Origin of the sequence: Saccharospirillum sp. MSK14-1, assembly GCF_003054965.1 — a bacterium.
GTDB lineage: Bacteria > Pseudomonadota > Gammaproteobacteria > Pseudomonadales > Natronospirillaceae > Saccharospirillum.
In genome coordinates this window covers 702,107-720,037 of the sequence record NZ_MIES01000033.1, presented here as the reverse complement: position 1 = coordinate 720,037, position 17,931 = coordinate 702,107, and the positions used below count along the sequence as shown (strand labels likewise).

Sequence of the window (17,931 nt, the reverse complement as noted above, 5' to 3'; positions counted from 1 at the left end):
CAGGCCTGTGTTAGACTCGGCGCCAAATCTCTGCCAAGAAATCACCATGGCCTGGTCCGACACTCCGATCGACAAAACCTTCACTCTGGGCAACCTGGCTGACTTACTGAGTCAGGGTTTACTGGGGTCGATGTCGCGCTTCAGTCACTTCCAGATCGTTGAATGGTGTGCGCGCTTTGTCGATGAATTCGATCGCGAGCCCGATACTCAACTACCCACCTCACCAGACACCGCACTCGACATTGCCGATGATGTGGTCGTGCAGTGGGAACTCCACATCGCCACTCAATACACTCTGGAAGATCTGAATCGTTTTTCGCTGAGCGATATTGTTTTGCCCAAAGCCTATTTTGAAAGCTGGCTTAACCAATTGCTGGACCTGCCCCAAGCGCACTGATGGACACGCCTCTACTGGAAACCGCGGCGGATGGCACACCGCGCTCAGCGCGATTTGATGACGTCTACTTCTCAGCCGCCGGCGGACTCGACGAAAGCCGCTACGTTTTTATCAACCACAATCGGTTGGCTGAACGCTTTGCCGCCCTCCCCGAATACGGGCAGTTCACCGTTGCGGAAACCGGCTTTGGCACCGGCCTGAATTGCTTAGCCGCCTGGCAGTTATTTCAACAGCTAGCTCCGGCGACGGCGCGATTGACTTTCATCAGTACCGAACGCTACCCACTGAGCGCCAAGCAAATTGACACCGCATTAGCGCAATGGCCGGAGCTTGCGCCTTTGCGTCATACTCTGGTTCGTCAATATCCAGCGCGTTTCGAAGGGTTTCACAGCGTAGAGCTGGCCGACAACGTCGATTTATTGCTGCTGTTCGGTGACGCTAACGTCACTCTGAGCGAGCTCAACGCCGGTGTCGATGCCTGGTTTCTCGACGGTTTTGCGCCCGCCAAAAATCCCGACCTCTGGCAACCGACCTTATTCGATGCCATGGCCCGTTTATCCAGACCGAACGCCAGCGCAGCCACTTTCACCGCCGCTCGTCGGGTCCGAGACGGTTTAAGCGGCGCAGGGTTTCAGGTCGAGCGCGTCAAAGGTTTTGGTCGCAAACGCGATATGGTTCGCGCTGAATATATCGGCCGGTGCGGGCCGCCTCGCCCGGGGCTATGGCCCGCGAACGAATGGGTCTGGCCGAAAACCGCCAACCAAGATCGACGTGCCATTGTCGTGGGCGCGGGCCTGGCCGGTGCACACAGCGCCTGGGAATTGGCACAACGTGGCTGGCAGGTCACGGTTTTAGAGCAAGCGACAACAGTCGCGGCGGGTGCGTCCGGCAACGCCCAAGGCGCGGTATACGCGCGTCTGTCCGCCCAGGATGCCGTCGCCAATCGCTTTTACAGTCAGGCATTGGAACTGTCGCAACAGCGCCTTGGCCAACTGCCCGACTCGATCCCTCACGCCAACTGTGGCTTGCTGCAGCTGAATCAGGGTCCTAAAGAAGCCAAACGCTTTCAGCAGTACCATCAGGCCAACCCCTACCCGGCCGATTTTGTCGATCTGATTGCGGCCGACAAAGCCTCCGAATACGCCGGTGTCCCGTTAGCGAGCGATGCGTTGTACTTTCCAAACGGCGGCTGGGTGAGTCCGGCGGCACTGGTGGCGCATCGGCTCGATCACCCCAATATCCGGGTGTTGACCCACCACACCGTCAGCACACTGACCCCCAATGACTCTGGCTGGCAAGTGGATTGCGACAACGGCGAACGCTTTAACGTCCCCCACGTTATTTTGGCCACCGCCTGGCAAAGCGCGGCATTCCCGCAAACTGCCGACCTGCCATTGCAACCAATCGCCGGTCAGGTCAGTCGCATTGCCACTACCGATACGCTGGCAACACTGCGCGCTGTCTTGTGCAGCGACCGTTACCTGGTTCCGGCTGACCGCGGTCTGCACAGCCTGGGCGCTACGTTCCACCTCAAACAAAGCCAAACAGACGTTCGCAGCGAAGACGACACCGATAACCTTCAATCGCTGCATCAACGCCTGCCGCAATTAATCCAGGGTAACGAAACCCCGGTTGAAGCGCGTGCCGGCGTTCGCTGTGCCTCACCGGACTACCTGCCGTTGGTCGGACCTGTCGTGAACACCCAGGCCTTCACCACCGATTATGGTGAGGCATTGCGTAAACGACGTACGGACCGATTGCCGGCGCCAGCGCATTATCCCGGGCTTTGGGTGAACATTGCCCATGGCTCAAAGGGACTAACCACCGTGCCGTTAACCGCCAAAACCCTGGCAAATGGGTTGAACGACGAGCCCATGCCCATACCCCAAAACGTACTCAATCAGCTGAATCCGAACCGCTTTATCATTCGCCAACTGATCCGTGGAAACGCATGAGCCGCTATCGCCCACCCAGACCCCGCTCCACAGCTGTCATCACACCTGAAGGCGAAGCCCGGCTGCGCGCTGAGCTGCATCAGCTGTGGAAAGTGGAAAGGCCGCAGGTCACCCGTGAAGTCTCGGAGGCCGCCAAACTTGGCGATCGTTCGGAAAACGCGGAATACATTTACGGCAAGAAACGGTTGCGTGAAATCGATCGGCGGGTGCGCTTTCTCAGCAAACGACTGGAAAGCCTGAAGGTAGTCACCGCTCGACCAGACAACCCGGAGCGCATCTTTTTTGGTGCCTGGATTCGTTTGATCGATGTTGATGATCAGCCACGGGTGATGCGCATTGTCGGCCCCGACGAATTTGATGCCGACCCACGCTACATCAGCATTGATTCGCCCTTGGCGCGCGCTTTACTGAACAAAACTGCCGATGACGACGTGATTGTGCAAACCCCCGCAGGTGAGGCGGAATACTGGGTCGAAGCACTCAGTTACGACGGCCCCATCGAAGATTGAGCGATCGCGTTGCGAAAGTGCTAGAATTCGCGCCCCGCTAACCACTGCCACTGATCCGGAAGCCCCATGAGCCGCCTGTTTGTCGACAATCTGACCGTCCTCGATTTCAGTTACCTGCACCCCAGCCGAGGTGTGGTCGGAGAAAGCTGGATCGTCGATGTCGAATTGGAAGGCGAGCTGAACGAAGAAGGCATGGTGTTCGACTTCGGTCATGTCAAAAAACTGCTCAAGCAAGCACTCGACAGCGGCATGGACCATACTCTGGTGGTGCCCTTGGCGTTACCCGGTCTGACTCTGGTCGAAGAGCAGGACGGCGAGCGGCTGAACCTGGAATACCGCGATACCAACGGCCAGTTGAAGTTTCGCTATCAGGCACCGCGCGAAGCGGTGTTTCAGCTCGACAGCGCCAGCGTCAACATTGACGCTGCTTTGCCCGCCTTAGAAGCTCACCTCAACACCCTGGTACCGGCGAACGTGCGTAAGGTGCATTTGCATCTGCACACCGAACAGATTGATGGCGCTTTTTACCACTACGCCCATGGCTTGAAAAAACATCAGGGGGATTGTCAGCGCTTGTGTCACGGTCACCGATCCCGCGTGGAAATCTGGCGCGACGGTCAACGCGATGCGGAAACGGAACGCGACTGGGCTCAACGTTTTGCGGATATTTATCTGGTCACGGCTGAGGACACACTCGACAGCCGTGAAGACCATCTCACCCACGTCGGATACGACGCCGAGCAAGGCCGTTTTGATGTCTGGCTGGAGCGCCAACAATGCTATGCCATGAATACGGATACCACGGTGGAATTGATCGCTTCGCATCTGGCCAATGAGCTCGGCCGGGAACACCCCGATTCACACTGGCGCGTCAAAGCGTTCGAGGGTGTGCGCAAGGGCGCCATCGCCGAGTATCGGCCATGACGCTCCGCAAGCGCGATGGTAAACTGCCGTTTTAAATTCCAGTCCGACATTTAAAGAAGGTTCCAACGCACGCATGACGCTCTCTCTGTACAACACCCTGTCCGGTCAAAAAGAAGTCTTCGAACCGCTCGATCCGAACCGGGTAACCTTCTATGCGTGCGGACCGACCGTCTATAACTACGTGCACGTTGGTAACGGCCGATCGGCGACCGTCTTCGATCTGCTGTATCGCCTGCTCAGCCGGCTGTATCCCAACGTCATTTTCGCGCGCAATCTGACCGACGTTGACGACAAAATTAACGCCGCCGCTCAGGCCGAAGGTGTCGATATTGGGCAGTACGCGCAACGCTTTATCGATGCCTACCAGGAAGACATGACAGCCCTGGGCAATTTATCGCCAACGATTCAGCCGCGTGCCACCGAAACCATCGATGAAATCATCGATATTATCGAACGTTTAATTGCCAGCAATAACGCCTACGTCAGCGATGGCCATGTGCTGTTCGCGGTCGACAGCGCCGATGACTACGGCCGACTGTCACACCGCAAACTGGATGACATGCAAGCCGGTGCCCGAGTCGAAGTGGCTGATTACAAACGTCACCCGCTCGACTTCGTATTATGGAAACCCTCCACGAATGACCTGCCCGGCTGGGACAGCCCCTGGGGCCGCGGTCGCCCTGGTTGGCACACCGAATGTACTGCCATGATTTTCAAACATCTGGGTGAAACCATCGACATTCACGGCGGTGGCAGTGACTTGGTGTTTCCGCACCATGAAAACGAACGCGCTCAGGGTCTGTGCTGCGTGGCCGATCATCCGGCCGACGGCAGCGGTTATGCGCGTTATTGGGTGCACAACGCCATGCTCGACGTTCAGGGTGAAAAGATGTCCAAGTCGCTGGGCAACTTCACCGTCTTACGTGATTTGCTGGTCGATCAGCCGGGCGAATTGGTGCGGCTGGCGTTGCTGTCGGCACATTATCGCTCCAACCTGAATTGGTCCGAACAACTGCTTCACCAAACGCGCCAAACGCTCGACCGCCTGTATACGGTATTGCGCGACAGCGAAGGCCTTGACGCCATCGCACCGGAAGATCCGCTCAAGCTGGATGCATTCCAGGCGTTGCTGGACGATTTGAACACACCGCGCGCGTTGGCGGCTTTGCATGAAGCCAGCAATCGCTTTTTCAAAACCAGCGACCGCGAAGAACGGGCCCGTTTGAAAGGTGAGATTCTCGCTGTCGCTGAAACACTGGGTATTTTGCAGCAGCAGCCGGAACAGTGGTTCCAAGGTGGCGACGCGGGCGATGATGGCCTGAGCAACGACGCCATTGATGCCTTGGTCGCCGAACGTCAAAGCGCGAAAAAGAACCGCGACTTTGCCCGCGCCGACGCCATTCGCGATGAACTCGCCGCCGCCGGCATCGTGATTCAGGATACGCGTGAAGGCGCACGCTGGTCGCGCGAAGGCTGAGCATGTTGAAGTGGCCGCTGATCGCCCTGGTTTATTTGTATCGCTGGCTGATCAGTCCACTGCTCGGCCCACGCTGCCGCTTCTACCCAACCTGCTCAGAATACGCACTGGTCGCCCTGCGTCATCACGGCGCCATTAAAGGCAGTTGGTTAGCGGCCAAACGCATTGCACGTTGCCATCCGGGCCATCCGGGCGGCATTGATCCGGTACCGGGCGTACCTCTGCACGATCGTAACAAGGATTCAAACCATGATGATTGATAAACAACTGCTGAATATTCTGGTGTGTCCGGTTACCAAAGCACCTTTGCAGGTCGACCGGGAAAAAAGTGAGCTGATTTCCACGGCGGCTAAACTGGCCTACCCCATCCGCGATGGCATTCCGGTAATGCTCGAAGACGAAGCGCGCGCTTTGGGCCAGGAAGAATACGAATACTGGTTGTCTAAAAAAAGCAGCCACCGCTGAGGGTGGCTGACTCTTTAGTTCACGGCAGTGCGGCTTGACCGCGATCAGGAATCTTCGCCTACATCCGGCCCAGCCGTGGTCTTACCAGAATCGGGCGTTTCCACTCTTGCCGCCGCAGCCCGACCACCCTCGTCTTCCGGCGACGCGAAATGCAGCGTCTGCGTTGGGAAAGCGATCTCTGCTTCGTGCTCATCAATGATGTCGATAATGCGCAACATCACGTTCTGCTTCACCGCGTGATAGGTCACCCAGTCGGTGGTCTTCGTGAAGGTGTAAACAAAGAAATCGATGGATGAAGCCGCAAATTTATTCACGTTCACAATCAGCGTTGACTGGGTATCGATGTCCTCATGCGATTCCAACATCTCGCGAACGGCTTTCACAATATCGCCGACCTTGTTGGCATCCGAATAACGCACGCCAATGGTTTCAAAGATACGCCGATTCAGCATCCGTGACGGGTTCTCCACGGAGATGCTGACGAAGGTGGCATTGGGGACATACAGCGGACGCTTATCAAAGGTGCGAATACGCGTCAGACGCCAGCCGATGTGTTCCACCGTGCCTTCAATTTCCTGGTCGGGTGAGCGAATCCAGTCACCCACTCGAAACGGCTGGTCCAGATACACCATCAACCCGCCGAAGAAATTTGCCAGCAGATCTTTGGCGGCAAAACCGACCGCAATACCGCCGATACCCCCAAAAGCCAGCACACCGGAAACGCTGAAACCCAGTGCCTGTAAAACCACCAGCGCGGTAGTAATCAACACCGACAACCGCAGCAGCTTACCCAGCGCTGAGGCGGTGGTGGCGTCGAGCGGCTTGCGCACCAGATTGGGGTCTTGAGCGGTGGCTTCGCCACGCTGAATAAAGGACGTCATAAACCAGGCGAAAATGACGATAAAGGACACTTCGCGCACCGGGTCGACGATGTCGAAGATCGGCTCATCGGATATACGGCGGACAATCGACGTGGCCAACAACAGACCATTGACCCAGATGAACAGTCGAACCGGTTTCCGTGCCGAATGAACCAGCAGGTCGTCCCAAAAAGTGCGGGTTTTAGCAGCCCCCTTCTCAAGGCGATCGAAGACTTTTTTGGCAATATAACTGGCGATCAAGGTAGCCAGAACAATGGCAAAAACCTGGACAATCCAAGCGTTATCCCGCCCCAGATTAAGCAGATCGACAACCGTATTGACACTCTCTTTCAGGGTTTCTTCCACGCCAGACTCCTTCATGCTCGAATTTATAACGCGCTGAATCGATGAACCGCCCATGATAACCATAGACACGGGGGCGCTGCAGGAAAAAATCTGAGGTTACTGAGTGGGGTCGCTTTGTCGAGCGGCGACTGAATAGCGTTTTAACCAGCCAGCGAACAATCGAATCCAGGCGTAGGCCGCGACCGAACCGATCAGAATGATGGCCTGCTGGGAAAAACCGCTGCCAATCAGGCAGGCGATTAAGCCGTACTGAACCAAGTATCCACTGAGCAACACACTCCAGCGGCATATCACGGAGGAACGGGCGGCTTCCAAAAAGCACACCAGCGGTACGAATAGCAATGCCGCAAACCACTGAGCGTGGAGCAGAAGAGATTGAAAAAGAGAAGCGTCTGTCATGGCGGCGCATTCTAACGATACAGCGGCAAAGGCCTAGCCCACGGTCGAACTATTTGCGATAACCAGCGCACATTTTCGTCGTCCTGACACCCAATAGCACCAAGTGAGCGATTCGGCGATGTCGATGTTATGCTCAAGCGATACGTCCACCACCGTCACACGGCACAACAATGAGATGGCATTTCGGCCACAAACTGGCTCTGATCATGACCCTGTTGGTTCTGCTCGCCTCCAGCATCCTCGGTTACACCCTGGTCTACCGTCAGTTTTCAATGATGGAAACGCAGTTTAATGACACCGGCGATGCCCTGGCTGCTCAGCTGGGCGCGGCCTCCGTCGAAATGGTCTTCACAGAAGACGCGCTGAGCTTGAACAGCCTGGTGCATTCGCTGAACGAACAGGCCGTGGTGGCATCGGTGGCGGTGTTTAATCGACAGGGCAATATGCTGGCAGATGCCGGGCGCTATCGGCCTTTCTTAAATGGCGGCGACGGCGTTGCCGACAGCGGCAGCCGCCTCGGTGAAAATGACATCACCTGGTTTTATTCGCCCATCGTTTTCCGCGATGTTAATGGCGGTAGCGCTTGGGTCGGGCTCGATAAATCGGCCTTGGTTGCCAGCCAGGCAGCGGTCGTGCGCTCGGGTATTCTCGTGGTGTTATTACTGGTACTGAGTATTACCTTGGTGGCGGTTCGTCTGGGACGTTCGCTGGGCAAACCGGTGAACGATCTAATTGCAGGGACGCACGCCATTGAATCGGGTCAGTACGGTTTCCGAATTCGCCAACAACACAGTGGTGAATTCAAAGCGTTGACCGAATCGTTTAATACCATGGCACAGGGTCTGCAACAGAAAGACCGCGTCGAACGACTGTTTTCGCGCTTTGTCAGCAACCCGGTTGCCGCACGCTACATGGCCCAGGATGATGTAGAACCGAATCAGGAAGGTCGCCGGGTTGAAGCTTCCGTCATCTTTGTCGATTTGGTGGGCTATACCGCCTTCAGCGAAGGGCGCAATCCGGAAGAAGTCGCCGAGATTCTTAATTTGTATTTCACCGAATTCGCGAATATCTGCCATCGCTATCAAGGTAACGTCGACAAATACATTGGCGACTGCGCGATGTTACTGTTCGGCTGTCCGCAACCCGACCCTGAACATCGCTACCACGCCATGCAATGCGCCATCGCCATTCGCGAGCGCATTATTGAGATGAATCGAGACCGTGAAGCGCGCAACCTGCCTTGCCTGAACATTCGCATTGGTCTCAGTGGTGGCGTCTTGCTGGCCGGTTTGCTGGGTTCCCATGAACGCCTGCAATACACCGTCATTGGAGAACCGGCCAACCTCGCCTCGCGCCTGTGCGACCGGGCCGAGCACGGACAAATCATGACGGATAAAACCTTTTATGACGCCATCCAGCACAGCCACCCACTGGGTACCGAAAACACCGTCAGCATTCAGGTGAAAGGCTTCCAGGCTAAGGTGGATGCGTTAACCATCACAGACTGGCTCACCAAGCCGGTCGCCCACTGAGTGTTCACCGATGCGCCTGATATGTTCACTGTTGTTGCCCTCTTTGTTGATGATCGGTGGCTGCAGCACCTTATTAAGCCAGGGCGGCGACCTAACCACTCAGGTCGACGGCTGGGTTGCGGAGCATCGCTACAACCGGGCGCTCGACGCCTTACGCGCGGTGCCGCCTGACCATCCGGGTTTCAATTCGCTGGCGCCGCGCATTGCAGAAATCGAATCACAGCGCGGCGACTACATCGAACAACAACTGGAGCGTGCCGCCGAATTCGAGGCTGACGGTGATTGGCCCGGTGCGATTGAGGTAATGGACGAGGCGCTCGATCACCTCCCCGACGCACCCGAACTGATTAGCCAACGCCAAGCATATGAACAACGTCGCCTGCACAGCATTCAATTAAGCCAGCGGGCCATCGCCATGGAGTACGGCCGCTATTTGCTTGCGACCCGCCCCAGTGAAGAACAGTTGCTGCAGGCCAGCCCTGATGGCTTTTTTGCCCAGCAACGCTATCGCGCTTATCAACAGGAGCTGAATCAGGTGTCACGCGGCCTTTATGCTGTAGGCCGACAATCGCTGTACGAAAATGACAGTGAAACCGCCATCGAAGCACTGACATTGTCGAATCAACTGGCGCCGAACGACCTCAGTGAAGACCTGTTGTTCAATATTCGTCAGGCCCAGCGCGACGAACGCCAGCAACAACGCCAACAGCAAGCCGCGGCCGCTAAGCAACAACTGCCACAGCTGCAGGCCCAGTTCGAACAGTCGCTGCGTTTTAATGACCTGATCGGCGCCAGGCGTCTGCTGGGTGAAATCCAGGAAATCGACGCCGACGTCAGTTCGACTTTGCAACCTCAACTGCAACGGCGCATTGATGCGCAAGCGGCGGCCTTGCTTGAGCGGGGCCGGCTGCTCTATGGCCAGGGGTTGCTGCAAGAGGCTCTCGCTGTGTGGCGTGAAGCTTTGCAGTTAAAACCGGATGACCCGGAGATACTGGCCGCCATCGAGCGCACCGAAACATTTCTGGAAAACCTGAAGAACTGGGGGGAGTAAAAAGCGCGGCGATTCCGTTATACTGCCGCGCCGGTTAATTCGAACAGGCACGCTCTCCACTATGCTCGACGCCAACGCTCTTGCGCAGCTGCAATCGCTGAAATCCGATATCCAGTCCACCCAGCCGCGCCTGACTGGCCGCATCAAAGGCACAGGCCGCAGTTTCGGTTTTGTGGTCGGTGACGACGGTCTGGAATATTTCCTGCCGCCGGAAGAAATGGCTCGCGTTTTCCCCGGTGACCAAGTGACCTTTGTGGTCGAAGAACAAAGCGATGGCAAACTGCGCGCCAGCCTGGAAGCACTGGAAAGCAGCGAACTGAATACCTTTGTTGGCCGTTATGTGGAACGCGGCAAAGCCCAGGGCGTTGAACCGGAAGCGGCGGGTCATGGCAAATGGCTGTTTGTGCCGCCCAAGAAAACCGCCGACGCTCAGTCCGGCCAGTGGGTTAAAGCCAGCGTCACCCGCCATCCCTGGGAAACCGGTAAAGCTCAGGCAGAAATCGAAGCCATTCTCGGCGCCGAAGACGAAGCCGGTACCTGGCATCGCCTGGCCATCGAGAAATACGGCCTAACGACCGATTTCAGCGCTGAAGAACTGGCCGCCGCCGACGCCCTTGACGAACAGCTGATCGAACAACTGGACGACCGCGAAGATCTGACCGACCTGCCCTTTGTCACCATCGATGCCGCCAGCACACGCGACATGGATGATGCGCTCTTTGCCGAAGAAACCGACGATGGCTGGCTGTTGCGCGTCGCCATTGCCGACCCTTCCGCTTGGTTCAGCTCAAATTCCCCGCTCGGTATAGCGGCGCTGGAGCGACTGACCACCACCTACTTGCCCGGCATGCCACTGGACATGTTGCCCAAGCGACTGGCTGAAGATCTGTGCTCCCTGGTTCCGGACACCACTCGACTGGCGCTGGTGTTTCATCTGCACGTCGAGCGCGATGGCAACCTGGCGAAGCTCGCCATCACCCCCGCGCGCATCCGTTCCACCGCGAAGCTCAGCTATACCGATGTCAGTCGCTGGCTGGATGGTGAAGAGCCGATTCCCGCGCAACATTGGCACCTGGAAACCCTCCGAGCCTGCTGTCAGGCACTGCGCGGCTGGCGCGAAAACAATGCGCTGGTAATGGCGGACCGCCCGGATTATCGCATTCGCGTCGATGATGAATTGAACGTCACCGACGTCGTCCGCGAAGAACGCACTACTGCGCACAGCTTGGTAGAAGAAAGTATGCTGGCCACCAATCGCATCACCGCCGCCTGGCTGGTTGAAGATGAGGCGTTGTTTATGACGCACCCCGGCTTTCGCAGTGAGCGTGAAGAAGAGCTGAAAGGCCTGCTGCGCGATTACGCACCAACCGTGGCCGATTGTGACGGCAATACCTTGGATGGTTATCGCACCATCATGCGTGCTGCACGCGACTGCACTGACTTCCCACTCCAGAAAGTTTTGCAAAAGCGCCTCGAACGCGGCCTTTGGACTGGCCAGGCAGCCGCGCATTTTGGACTGGGTTTCGAGCAATACACCACCGTCACCAGTCCGATTCGAAAATTCAGCGACCTGCACCTGCATCGTGTGATCAAGGCCAAACTCAATAATCAGCCGTTAAAAGCCAGCCCTGCGTTGGTTGACGTACTGAATGAGAAACTGAGTGGCAGTCGCAAAGCCGCCAATGAGGTAGAAAACCACCTGCGTCTGCAGTGGTTAGCGGGTCAAAAAGACCAGGACTGGGCTGCAACGGTGGTCCATATCAACGCTGGTGGCTTGATTGTGCAGCTGGACGACAATGGCGCCAGTGGCTTTGTTGACTTACGCAGCGGCGACGAAAAGTTCAGTTACGATGCCCTGCGTATGCAGATGAAAAGCGAAACGACGAGCTATAGCCTGGAGCAAAAACTCACCGTTCGCATTAAAGAAAACACCGGTTCAAAACTGGAATTCACTCTGGCCCCGTAGCACTCAGCGGGCCATAAAAAAGGGGCTGATTCAGCCCCCGTACCCTTGCGGATTTTGTCGCTGCCAGCGCCAGGTATCCGCCATCATTTCGTCCAAACCTTTCTCGGCAACCCAGCCTAACTCACGTTCAGCAAATGCCGGATCGGCGTAACAACAGGCGATATCACCTGGGCGACGTGGCGAAATTTTGAATGGGACCGATTTGCCGGACGCGGCCTCAAACGCTTTCACCATATCCAAGACACTGCAACCCTGGCCAGTGCCCAAGTTGTAGGCCACGCATCCGCTTTGAGTATTGAGCTTATCCAGCGCCCGCAGATGTCCACGCGCCAAATCGACCACATGGATATAGTCGCGCACGCCAGTACCATCGGGTGTGTCGTAATCATCGCCGAACACCGCTAACTGCTCACGCCGACCAACCGCAACCTGGGCAATGTAGGGTAAGAGGTTATTGGGAATGCCATTGGGATCTTCCCCAATGGTGCCGGATTCATGCGCGCCCACCGGATTAAAGTATCGCAGCACAGCGATGCGCCAACGCTCGTCCGACCGCGCCAGATCCTGAAGCATGTGCTCGATCATCAGCTTGGACTGGCCGTAAGGGTTGGTGGCGCTGAGCGGAAAATCTTCACGAATGGGAACCGACGCCGGGTCACCATAGACGGTGGCTGACGAGCTGAACACCAAACGGGTAACCTCATGGCGGCGCATGACCTGCAACAAGGTAATGGTGCCAGCAACGTTGTTTTCGTAGTAATCGATGGGAATCTCAGTGCTTTCACCGACCGCTTTCAAACCGGCAAAATGCACCACGGCGCTGATCGACTGCTCACTGAATACGCGCTCGAGCAAAGCCGCATCGCGAATATCGCCTTCAACAAACGGGACCTGACGCCCGACAATCGCTTCGACCCGGCGCAATGCTTCCCGCGAGCTGTTCGACAGGTTATCGAGCACCAGCACGTCTTGGCCGGCTTCGATCAGTTCAATACAGGTATGGCTGCCGATATAGCCCGCCCCACCGGTTACCAGAATCGTCATGAACTTACCCTCGTCCGCTCAGTCTTCAACAGCCGTCACTTTATATTTGAAAACGTTTTCAAGCAAGGCATCCTAAGCGGATCACTGCCGGATCAATGCCAACAGTTCCTGTGTCTTTTCGTCCATCAGCTCTTTATCGCTGCGGGTTTCCACATTGAGGCGAATCACCGGTTCGGTGTTGGATTTGCGCAGGTTAAAGCGCCAGTCGTCGAACTCCAGTGACAAACCGTCAATGCGATCCTCAGCGATGGCCTGAGCCTTATAGGCTTCATAGACGCGAGTCATGGCTTCGTCGGCATCGGCTACCTGGCTGTTAATTTCACCCGGCGACGGGAAGTTGGCCATCTGCTGACCCACCAGCGACTTCAGTGACGTCTGTTTTTTACTCAGCAGATCAATCACCAGCAGCCAGGGCAACATGCCAGAATCGCAGTAAGAGAAATCCCGGAAATAATGGTGTGCGCTCATTTCACCGCCGTAGATGGCGTCTTCCTTGCGCATTTTCTCTTTAATGAACGCATGGCCGGACTTACACATCACCGCGGTGCCACCTTTGCCTTCGACAATCTCGACGGTATTCCAGGTTAGACGTGGGTCGTAAACAATCTTCGAACCGGGCTGTTTCACCAAAAAGGCTTCGGCCAGCAGACCGACAATATAATAGCCTTCGATAAAGTTGCCGTCTTCGTCCCACAAAAAGCAGCGGTCAAAGTCACCGTCCCAGGCAATGCCCATATCCGCTTTATTCTCGCGAACGGCTTTGGAGGTCACCGGCTGCTGTTCGTGCAACAAAGGGTTGGGAATACCGTTGGGAAAGGACCCGTCCGGCTCGTTGTGCACCTTGATAAATTCCAGGGGGGCTCCCGCGGCCAGCAGCGCCTTTTCCAGGCGATCAAGCGATGGGCCTGCGGCGCCGTTGCCCGCGTTGGTTACCAACGTCATGGGTTTGAGATTGGGAATGTCGACAAAACTGATCAGATGATCGACATAGGCTTGGCTGTTATCGATTTCTGTCATCGTGCCGGGCTTAGCCGCGGCCGGACCAAAATCTTCGGCTTCAGCCATCTTCTTAATGTCATCCAGTCCGGTATCACGCGAGATAGGTTTGGACTGCTCGCGCACCATCTTCATGCCGTTGTAATTGATCGGGTTGTGGCTGGCAGTCACCATGCAGCCACCATCGGCGTTCAGATAATCGGTGGCGAAATAGACCTCTTCGGTACCGCACAGGCCGATGTCAATAACATCCGCGCCGAAATCCATGACCCCCTGAGCAAATGCTGCCTTCAACTCCGGCGAGGTTTCACGCACATCACCGCCAACGACGACGGTTTTAGGCTGTAAGAAGGCCGCAAAGGCACGGCCAATGCGATAGGCAATATCCCTGTTCAGCTCGGTACCCAACTGTCCGCGGATGTCGTAGGCGCCAAAGCAGGTCAACTCGGTCATTCGTCACTCCATTTAGGAAACTGGCAGCATTATCAGACGCCAACTGTACCCTGTTTCAAAGTCACAACGCCACCGGTTGGCCTGGCTGTAGTGCTCTCGTATACTGCGCTGCACAATGCAGACACCAGAATGATAGGGAGTATCTTTGCCAATGGCATCCACCGACAATCCTCAACCAGCCAAGCAACCATCGGTTTCCTATCCAGATGACGACACCATTGACCTGGGGGCTTTGCTGAGAGGACTCTTTGCACAGTGGGTGTTGATCGGCAGTATTATGCTAGCGGTGGTTGCACTCGCAGGCATCACCGTTGTCTCACTGCCCAATAAATATCGAGTCGAAGCGACCTTTACCCAGCCAACTCTACAGGCCGTACAGCCGTTGATGGAGCAGTCCATCAAATCCATCGAACTGGATGATATTAGCCGTGAGTTTGTGGACAACCTGAATTCTTATTCACTGATGGTAGCCGCCTATAACTCGGTCATTGACCGTGACGAACAGCTCAATGACGCAGCCCAAGTCAGCACGGTCCAGAGTCTGCAGCACAGCTTGACGATCACCCCGACGAACCCTGAATCTCTGGAAGATGACACCATTCCTCTGGAGTCGGTCACCGTTAGTTTTTTATCCGCTGATCCCCAGACAGCCCAAGCTGTCCTCAATGAGCTGATTGCCTTGGCGGCGCAGCGAACTGCAGAACACTTTAAAGCAGACATTGAAGCCACCCGCGACATTCGCCTTGCACGATTACAAGCGCATATCACTCAAGTGGAACTGGCAGCGGAAACCTCACTGCAGCAGCGCGTGAATGAACTGGAGCAAGCCTTAAGTCTTGCCGATACACTGAATATCGTTGAACCAACCGACTGGGCCGCATTGGTCCACGGTGCGGGCAATGTCCAGCTGATGACTCAGCGTAATAATTACGGGGACAGCGACCTATTTTTGCAAGGTACACGCATTCTTCGCGCGCAACTGGAAGCGCTGCGGAAAGACGGCGCTGCGCTTCAGTTTGCAGCCAGTTTTAATGAAACCGAGGTCATCGATCTTTCCAGCCTGAATAAGATCACCACTATGCCAGAAGGCAATATTTTCGTAACCACCCCGCCAGTGACCAAGCGCAGCGTCAATCGCTCAGAGCTGGTCGGCGAAATGGCCAGCTTGCAAAACATTCAAATTTCACTCGATGACGTTTCATTGATTGACACAGACACTCTGGCTCGCGTTCCGGCCAATCCGTCCTCACCCAAACGCAAACTCATTGTTGTCGCTGCTTTTATACTCGGCGGATTTTTAGGCGTATTCGTTGCTCTGATTCGCATGGCACTTCGCGAAAACGAATAATACTGGTGCCGCAGTCGGCTTGGGTCGTCTGCGGCTGACCGCTATACTGCGCTTTTTCTTAAACAGGATTCTATCTTGCTCACCTGGTATCTGTGCCGTGAAATTCTCAAGCCCTTTATTCTGATTACGGCAATCCTGTCGGCCCTGCTCGTGGCCGGAGAAATGAGTGAGATCCTGGGACGGGTTGTATCCGGGCAATATTCCGACTGGGCCATCCTGGCCATCATCGGATACCAGCTGCCGATCCTGATTCCTGAGTTACTACCCGCTGCATTTTTCCTCGCGGCCTTGACCAGTTTGAACCGGATGAGTGAAGAGTCCGAGCGCATTATTCTGCATGCCATTGGTCAATCTGACAGCGACATCCTGAAACAGGTATTGCTCTATACCGCTTTACCGGCCATGGTCGTCATGCTGGCTTTTACGCACTGGCTAACGCCAGTGTCACAAGGTAACCTGACGCGGTATTTAATTGAGCAACAAAATCGTCCACTGACCGACATTGTCACCCCAGGGGATTTTTATTCGCTCAATCAGCGCAACACCACCTTATACGCACAGCGGTCCAATCCATCCGAAGGCACCTTGTTGTCGGTCTTTATGGTCCGTGCCGAGGATGACCGAATCGCCGTTAACACCGCCCCGTCCGCACGCATTGAAACGCAACAACAGCGACAATACCTAACCTTGTTTAATGGTGCCCAACGCATTTTTTCGCTGACGCCCGATGAGACCGAAAAAATCGATTACCGGCAATTCGCGCTCTATATTCCCAGCGCTGAAAGTGGTGGTTCCAGTTCATCCAGAGATGCCAGCAGCACCGCGGCTTTGTGGCAAAGTAATCGGCAGTCAAATCGCAGTGACGCCATTGAACGCAGCATGCTGGCAGGCCTGATACCCGTTCTTGCCATCTGGGCAGTTGCACTCACCCGGGTAAAACCACGCAAAGGCAAAGTCGGTGCCGTTGCCATGGGCATTGTGCTCTACATTATCTTCACCTTTGGCCAACAGACGTTGCAAACGGCCGTGGAAAAAGGTCAGCTGCCGCTGATTGCCAGTCCCTGGTGGTACCTCGGGTTTCTGGCATTAGTGGGAGTTGCTTTGGTTCGGAGGCATCGCTGATGATTGCGATCCTTAACGCCTATATCATTCGTCGTACAGCGGTGTTCATCGCCATTGTTGTACTCGCCATTGGCGGCTTGCTGCTGGTGATGGGCGTTGCCGATGAACTCAGCCGGCGCGCCAGTGAAACCTATGGCCCACTGGAAGCCACCCTGTATCAACTGCTGTGCATGCCGCTGGAAATTTATCAGTACATCGGCCCCATGGTGCTGCTTGGCACCCTGATTTCCGTTGCGGGCATGGCTAAAAATAACGAACTGGTCATCATCCAGCTTGCGTCCAGCAGTGCCCATGGGCTGGTGCTGCGATTGCTACTACCGGGCCTGTTGTTATTACCGGTAATTTATCTCATTGGAGAGTGGGTCGCCCCGCAGATGCGTCAACAGGCCGAGGTATCCCGGGCGATGGATCTGAACCGCTCTTTGCCCACGTTGCGTGGCGAATGGTTCCAGGATAACCAGTGGATCATCAACGTCGATTTTGTATCACCCGAGCGAAATATCCGTGGCTTAACGGTCTTTGAGTTAACACCGGATAACGACCTCGCCAGCATGCTGTATGCACCGGAAGCCACCCCCATTAATCGCGGCTGGCAGTTAAAGAATGGTCGCAGTATTGAGTTTAATAACGATCAAGTCACTCACGGTGAGTTCGAGACTCTGAATTGGCAGCCCGACAATTTCAATGCCGACTTATTGTCGTTGCTGGCACAGCGCACGCGCGAACTGACACTGCCTCAGGTTTGGCAACAGGTGAAATTCTCACAACAGCAACGTCGGTCCGATCCAGAGCTGGTGTTAACCTTCTGGAACCGGCTTTGGTTCCCGATTACTTATTTGGGTATGTTGTTTTTAGCCTTGGTGTTTTCGTTCGGTTCATTTCGTCAGAAAACACTGGGAGACGCTGCATTTAAAGGGGTAGCTGCCGCTATCGCCGTCCAGTTGGCGACCGAAACCAGTGCGAGTTTATTGATGGTCGCCGGAATGTCTGCGCCTTACGCGGCGCTCCTCCCACCACTCGCGTTTCTGATGATCGCCGTCGCTTTAGTCAGTCGACGGCTGTAGATA

General features: G+C 55.7%; 17 protein-coding genes. 13 read left to right on the top strand and 4 right to left on the bottom strand.

What is annotated here, in order from left to right:
* Nucleotides 1–46 precede the first annotated feature (46 nt).
* The 7 genes from BGP77_RS12315 (at nucleotide 47) to BGP77_RS12285 (ending at nucleotide 5,727) form a co-directional block, all read left to right on the top strand.
* Nucleotides 47–397, top strand: a complete 351-nt coding sequence (locus BGP77_RS12315; protein ID WP_108165028.1) for a hypothetical protein — start codon at nucleotides 47–49, stop codon at nucleotides 395–397.
* On the top strand, nucleotides 397–2,352 hold the full coding sequence (gene mnmC / locus BGP77_RS12310; protein ID WP_108165027.1) for a bifunctional tRNA (5-methylaminomethyl-2-thiouridine)(34)-methyltransferase MnmD/FAD-dependent 5-carboxymethylaminomethyl-2-thiouridine(34) oxidoreductase MnmC: 1,956 nt from the start codon (nucleotides 397–399) through the stop codon (nucleotides 2,350–2,352). Before BGP77_RS12315 ends, mnmC begins: the two co-directional genes overlap by 1 nt.
* Nucleotides 2,349–2,861, top strand: coding sequence for a transcription elongation factor GreB (greB, locus tag BGP77_RS12305; protein ID WP_108165026.1), 513 nt, complete (start codon nucleotides 2,349–2,351; stop codon nucleotides 2,859–2,861). The genes mnmC and greB overlap by 4 nt, the downstream gene beginning before the upstream one ends.
* A gap of 66 nt (nucleotides 2,862–2,927) precedes the next feature.
* A complete protein-coding gene (locus tag BGP77_RS12300; RefSeq protein ID WP_108165025.1) occupies nucleotides 2,928–3,785 on the top strand; it encodes a 6-carboxytetrahydropterin synthase in 858 nt (285 codons plus the stop codon).
* A 73-nt stretch (nucleotides 3,786–3,858) separates the two neighbouring features.
* Nucleotides 3,859–5,262 carry a cysteine--tRNA ligase gene (cysS, locus tag BGP77_RS12295; RefSeq protein ID WP_108165024.1) on the top strand — a complete coding sequence of 468 codons (1,404 nt, stop codon included), beginning with the start codon at nucleotides 3,859–3,861 and terminating at the stop codon, nucleotides 5,260–5,262.
* A 2-nt stretch (nucleotides 5,263–5,264) separates the two neighbouring features.
* Nucleotides 5,265–5,522, top strand: coding sequence for a membrane protein insertion efficiency factor YidD (yidD, locus tag BGP77_RS12290; protein ID WP_108165023.1), 258 nt, complete (start codon nucleotides 5,265–5,267; stop codon nucleotides 5,520–5,522).
* Nucleotides 5,518–5,727, top strand: coding sequence for a Trm112 family protein (locus BGP77_RS12285; protein WP_108165970.1), 210 nt, complete (start codon nucleotides 5,518–5,520; stop codon nucleotides 5,725–5,727). Before yidD ends, BGP77_RS12285 begins: the two co-directional genes overlap by 5 nt.
* Before the next feature lie 44 nt (nucleotides 5,728–5,771).
* Here the strand turns inward: BGP77_RS12285 and BGP77_RS12280 are convergent, their stop codons facing one another.
* Together BGP77_RS12280 and BGP77_RS12275 are read right to left on the bottom strand one after the other, a co-directional pair.
* Nucleotides 5,772–6,941 (bottom strand): mechanosensitive ion channel family protein, encoded by a 1,170-nt coding sequence (locus tag BGP77_RS12280; protein WP_370446856.1) that lies wholly within the window; start codon nucleotides 6,939–6,941, stop codon nucleotides 5,772–5,774.
* A 108-nt stretch (nucleotides 6,942–7,049) separates the two neighbouring features.
* Nucleotides 7,050–7,352, bottom strand: a complete 303-nt coding sequence (locus BGP77_RS12275) for a hypothetical protein (RefSeq protein WP_108165022.1) — start codon at nucleotides 7,350–7,352, stop codon at nucleotides 7,050–7,052.
* A gap of 206 nt (nucleotides 7,353–7,558) precedes the next feature.
* Here BGP77_RS12275 and BGP77_RS12270 point away from each other — a divergent pair, with 206 nt between their 5' ends.
* From BGP77_RS12270 to BGP77_RS12260, 3 genes are all read left to right on the top strand, one after another.
* Nucleotides 7,559–8,884, top strand: a complete 1,326-nt coding sequence (locus BGP77_RS12270) for an adenylate/guanylate cyclase domain-containing protein (protein WP_158269365.1) — start codon at nucleotides 7,559–7,561, stop codon at nucleotides 8,882–8,884.
* Nucleotides 8,885–8,894: 10 nt separating this feature from the next.
* Nucleotides 8,895–9,935, top strand: a complete 1,041-nt coding sequence (locus BGP77_RS12265; protein WP_108165020.1) for a tetratricopeptide repeat protein — start codon at nucleotides 8,895–8,897, stop codon at nucleotides 9,933–9,935.
* A 61-nt stretch (nucleotides 9,936–9,996) separates the two neighbouring features.
* Entirely contained in the window at nucleotides 9,997–11,901 is a 1,905-nt protein-coding gene (locus BGP77_RS12260) for a VacB/RNase II family 3'-5' exoribonuclease (protein WP_108165019.1), read from the top strand.
* A 30-nt stretch (nucleotides 11,902–11,931) separates the two neighbouring features.
* Here BGP77_RS12260 and galE read toward each other — a convergent pair whose 3' ends face one another.
* Nucleotides 11,932–12,945, bottom strand: a complete 1,014-nt coding sequence (gene galE, locus BGP77_RS12255) for a UDP-glucose 4-epimerase GalE (RefSeq protein WP_108165018.1) — start codon at nucleotides 12,943–12,945, stop codon at nucleotides 11,932–11,934.
* An 81-nt stretch (nucleotides 12,946–13,026) separates the two neighbouring features.
* Entirely contained in the window at nucleotides 13,027–14,394 is a 1,368-nt protein-coding gene (locus BGP77_RS12250; RefSeq protein ID WP_108165017.1) for a phosphomannomutase CpsG, read from the bottom strand.
* A 151-nt stretch (nucleotides 14,395–14,545) separates the two neighbouring features.
* Between BGP77_RS12250 and BGP77_RS12245 the strand changes: the two genes are divergently transcribed.
* The 3 genes from BGP77_RS12245 to lptG all read left to right on the top strand — a co-directional run bounded on the left by BGP77_RS12245 (nucleotide 14,546) and on the right by lptG (nucleotide 17,928).
* On the top strand, nucleotides 14,546–15,742 hold the full coding sequence (locus tag BGP77_RS12245) for an LPS O-antigen chain length determinant protein WzzB (RefSeq protein ID WP_108165016.1): 1,197 nt from the start codon (nucleotides 14,546–14,548) through the stop codon (nucleotides 15,740–15,742).
* A 75-nt stretch (nucleotides 15,743–15,817) separates the two neighbouring features.
* On the top strand, nucleotides 15,818–16,864 hold the full coding sequence (lptF, locus tag BGP77_RS12240; protein WP_158269364.1) for an LPS export ABC transporter permease LptF: 1,047 nt from the start codon (nucleotides 15,818–15,820) through the stop codon (nucleotides 16,862–16,864).
* Entirely contained in the window at nucleotides 16,864–17,928 is a 1,065-nt protein-coding gene (lptG, locus tag BGP77_RS12235) for an LPS export ABC transporter permease LptG (protein ID WP_108165014.1), read from the top strand. The genes lptF and lptG overlap by 1 nt, the downstream gene beginning before the upstream one ends.
* Nucleotides 17,929–17,931: the final 3 nt, after the last annotated feature.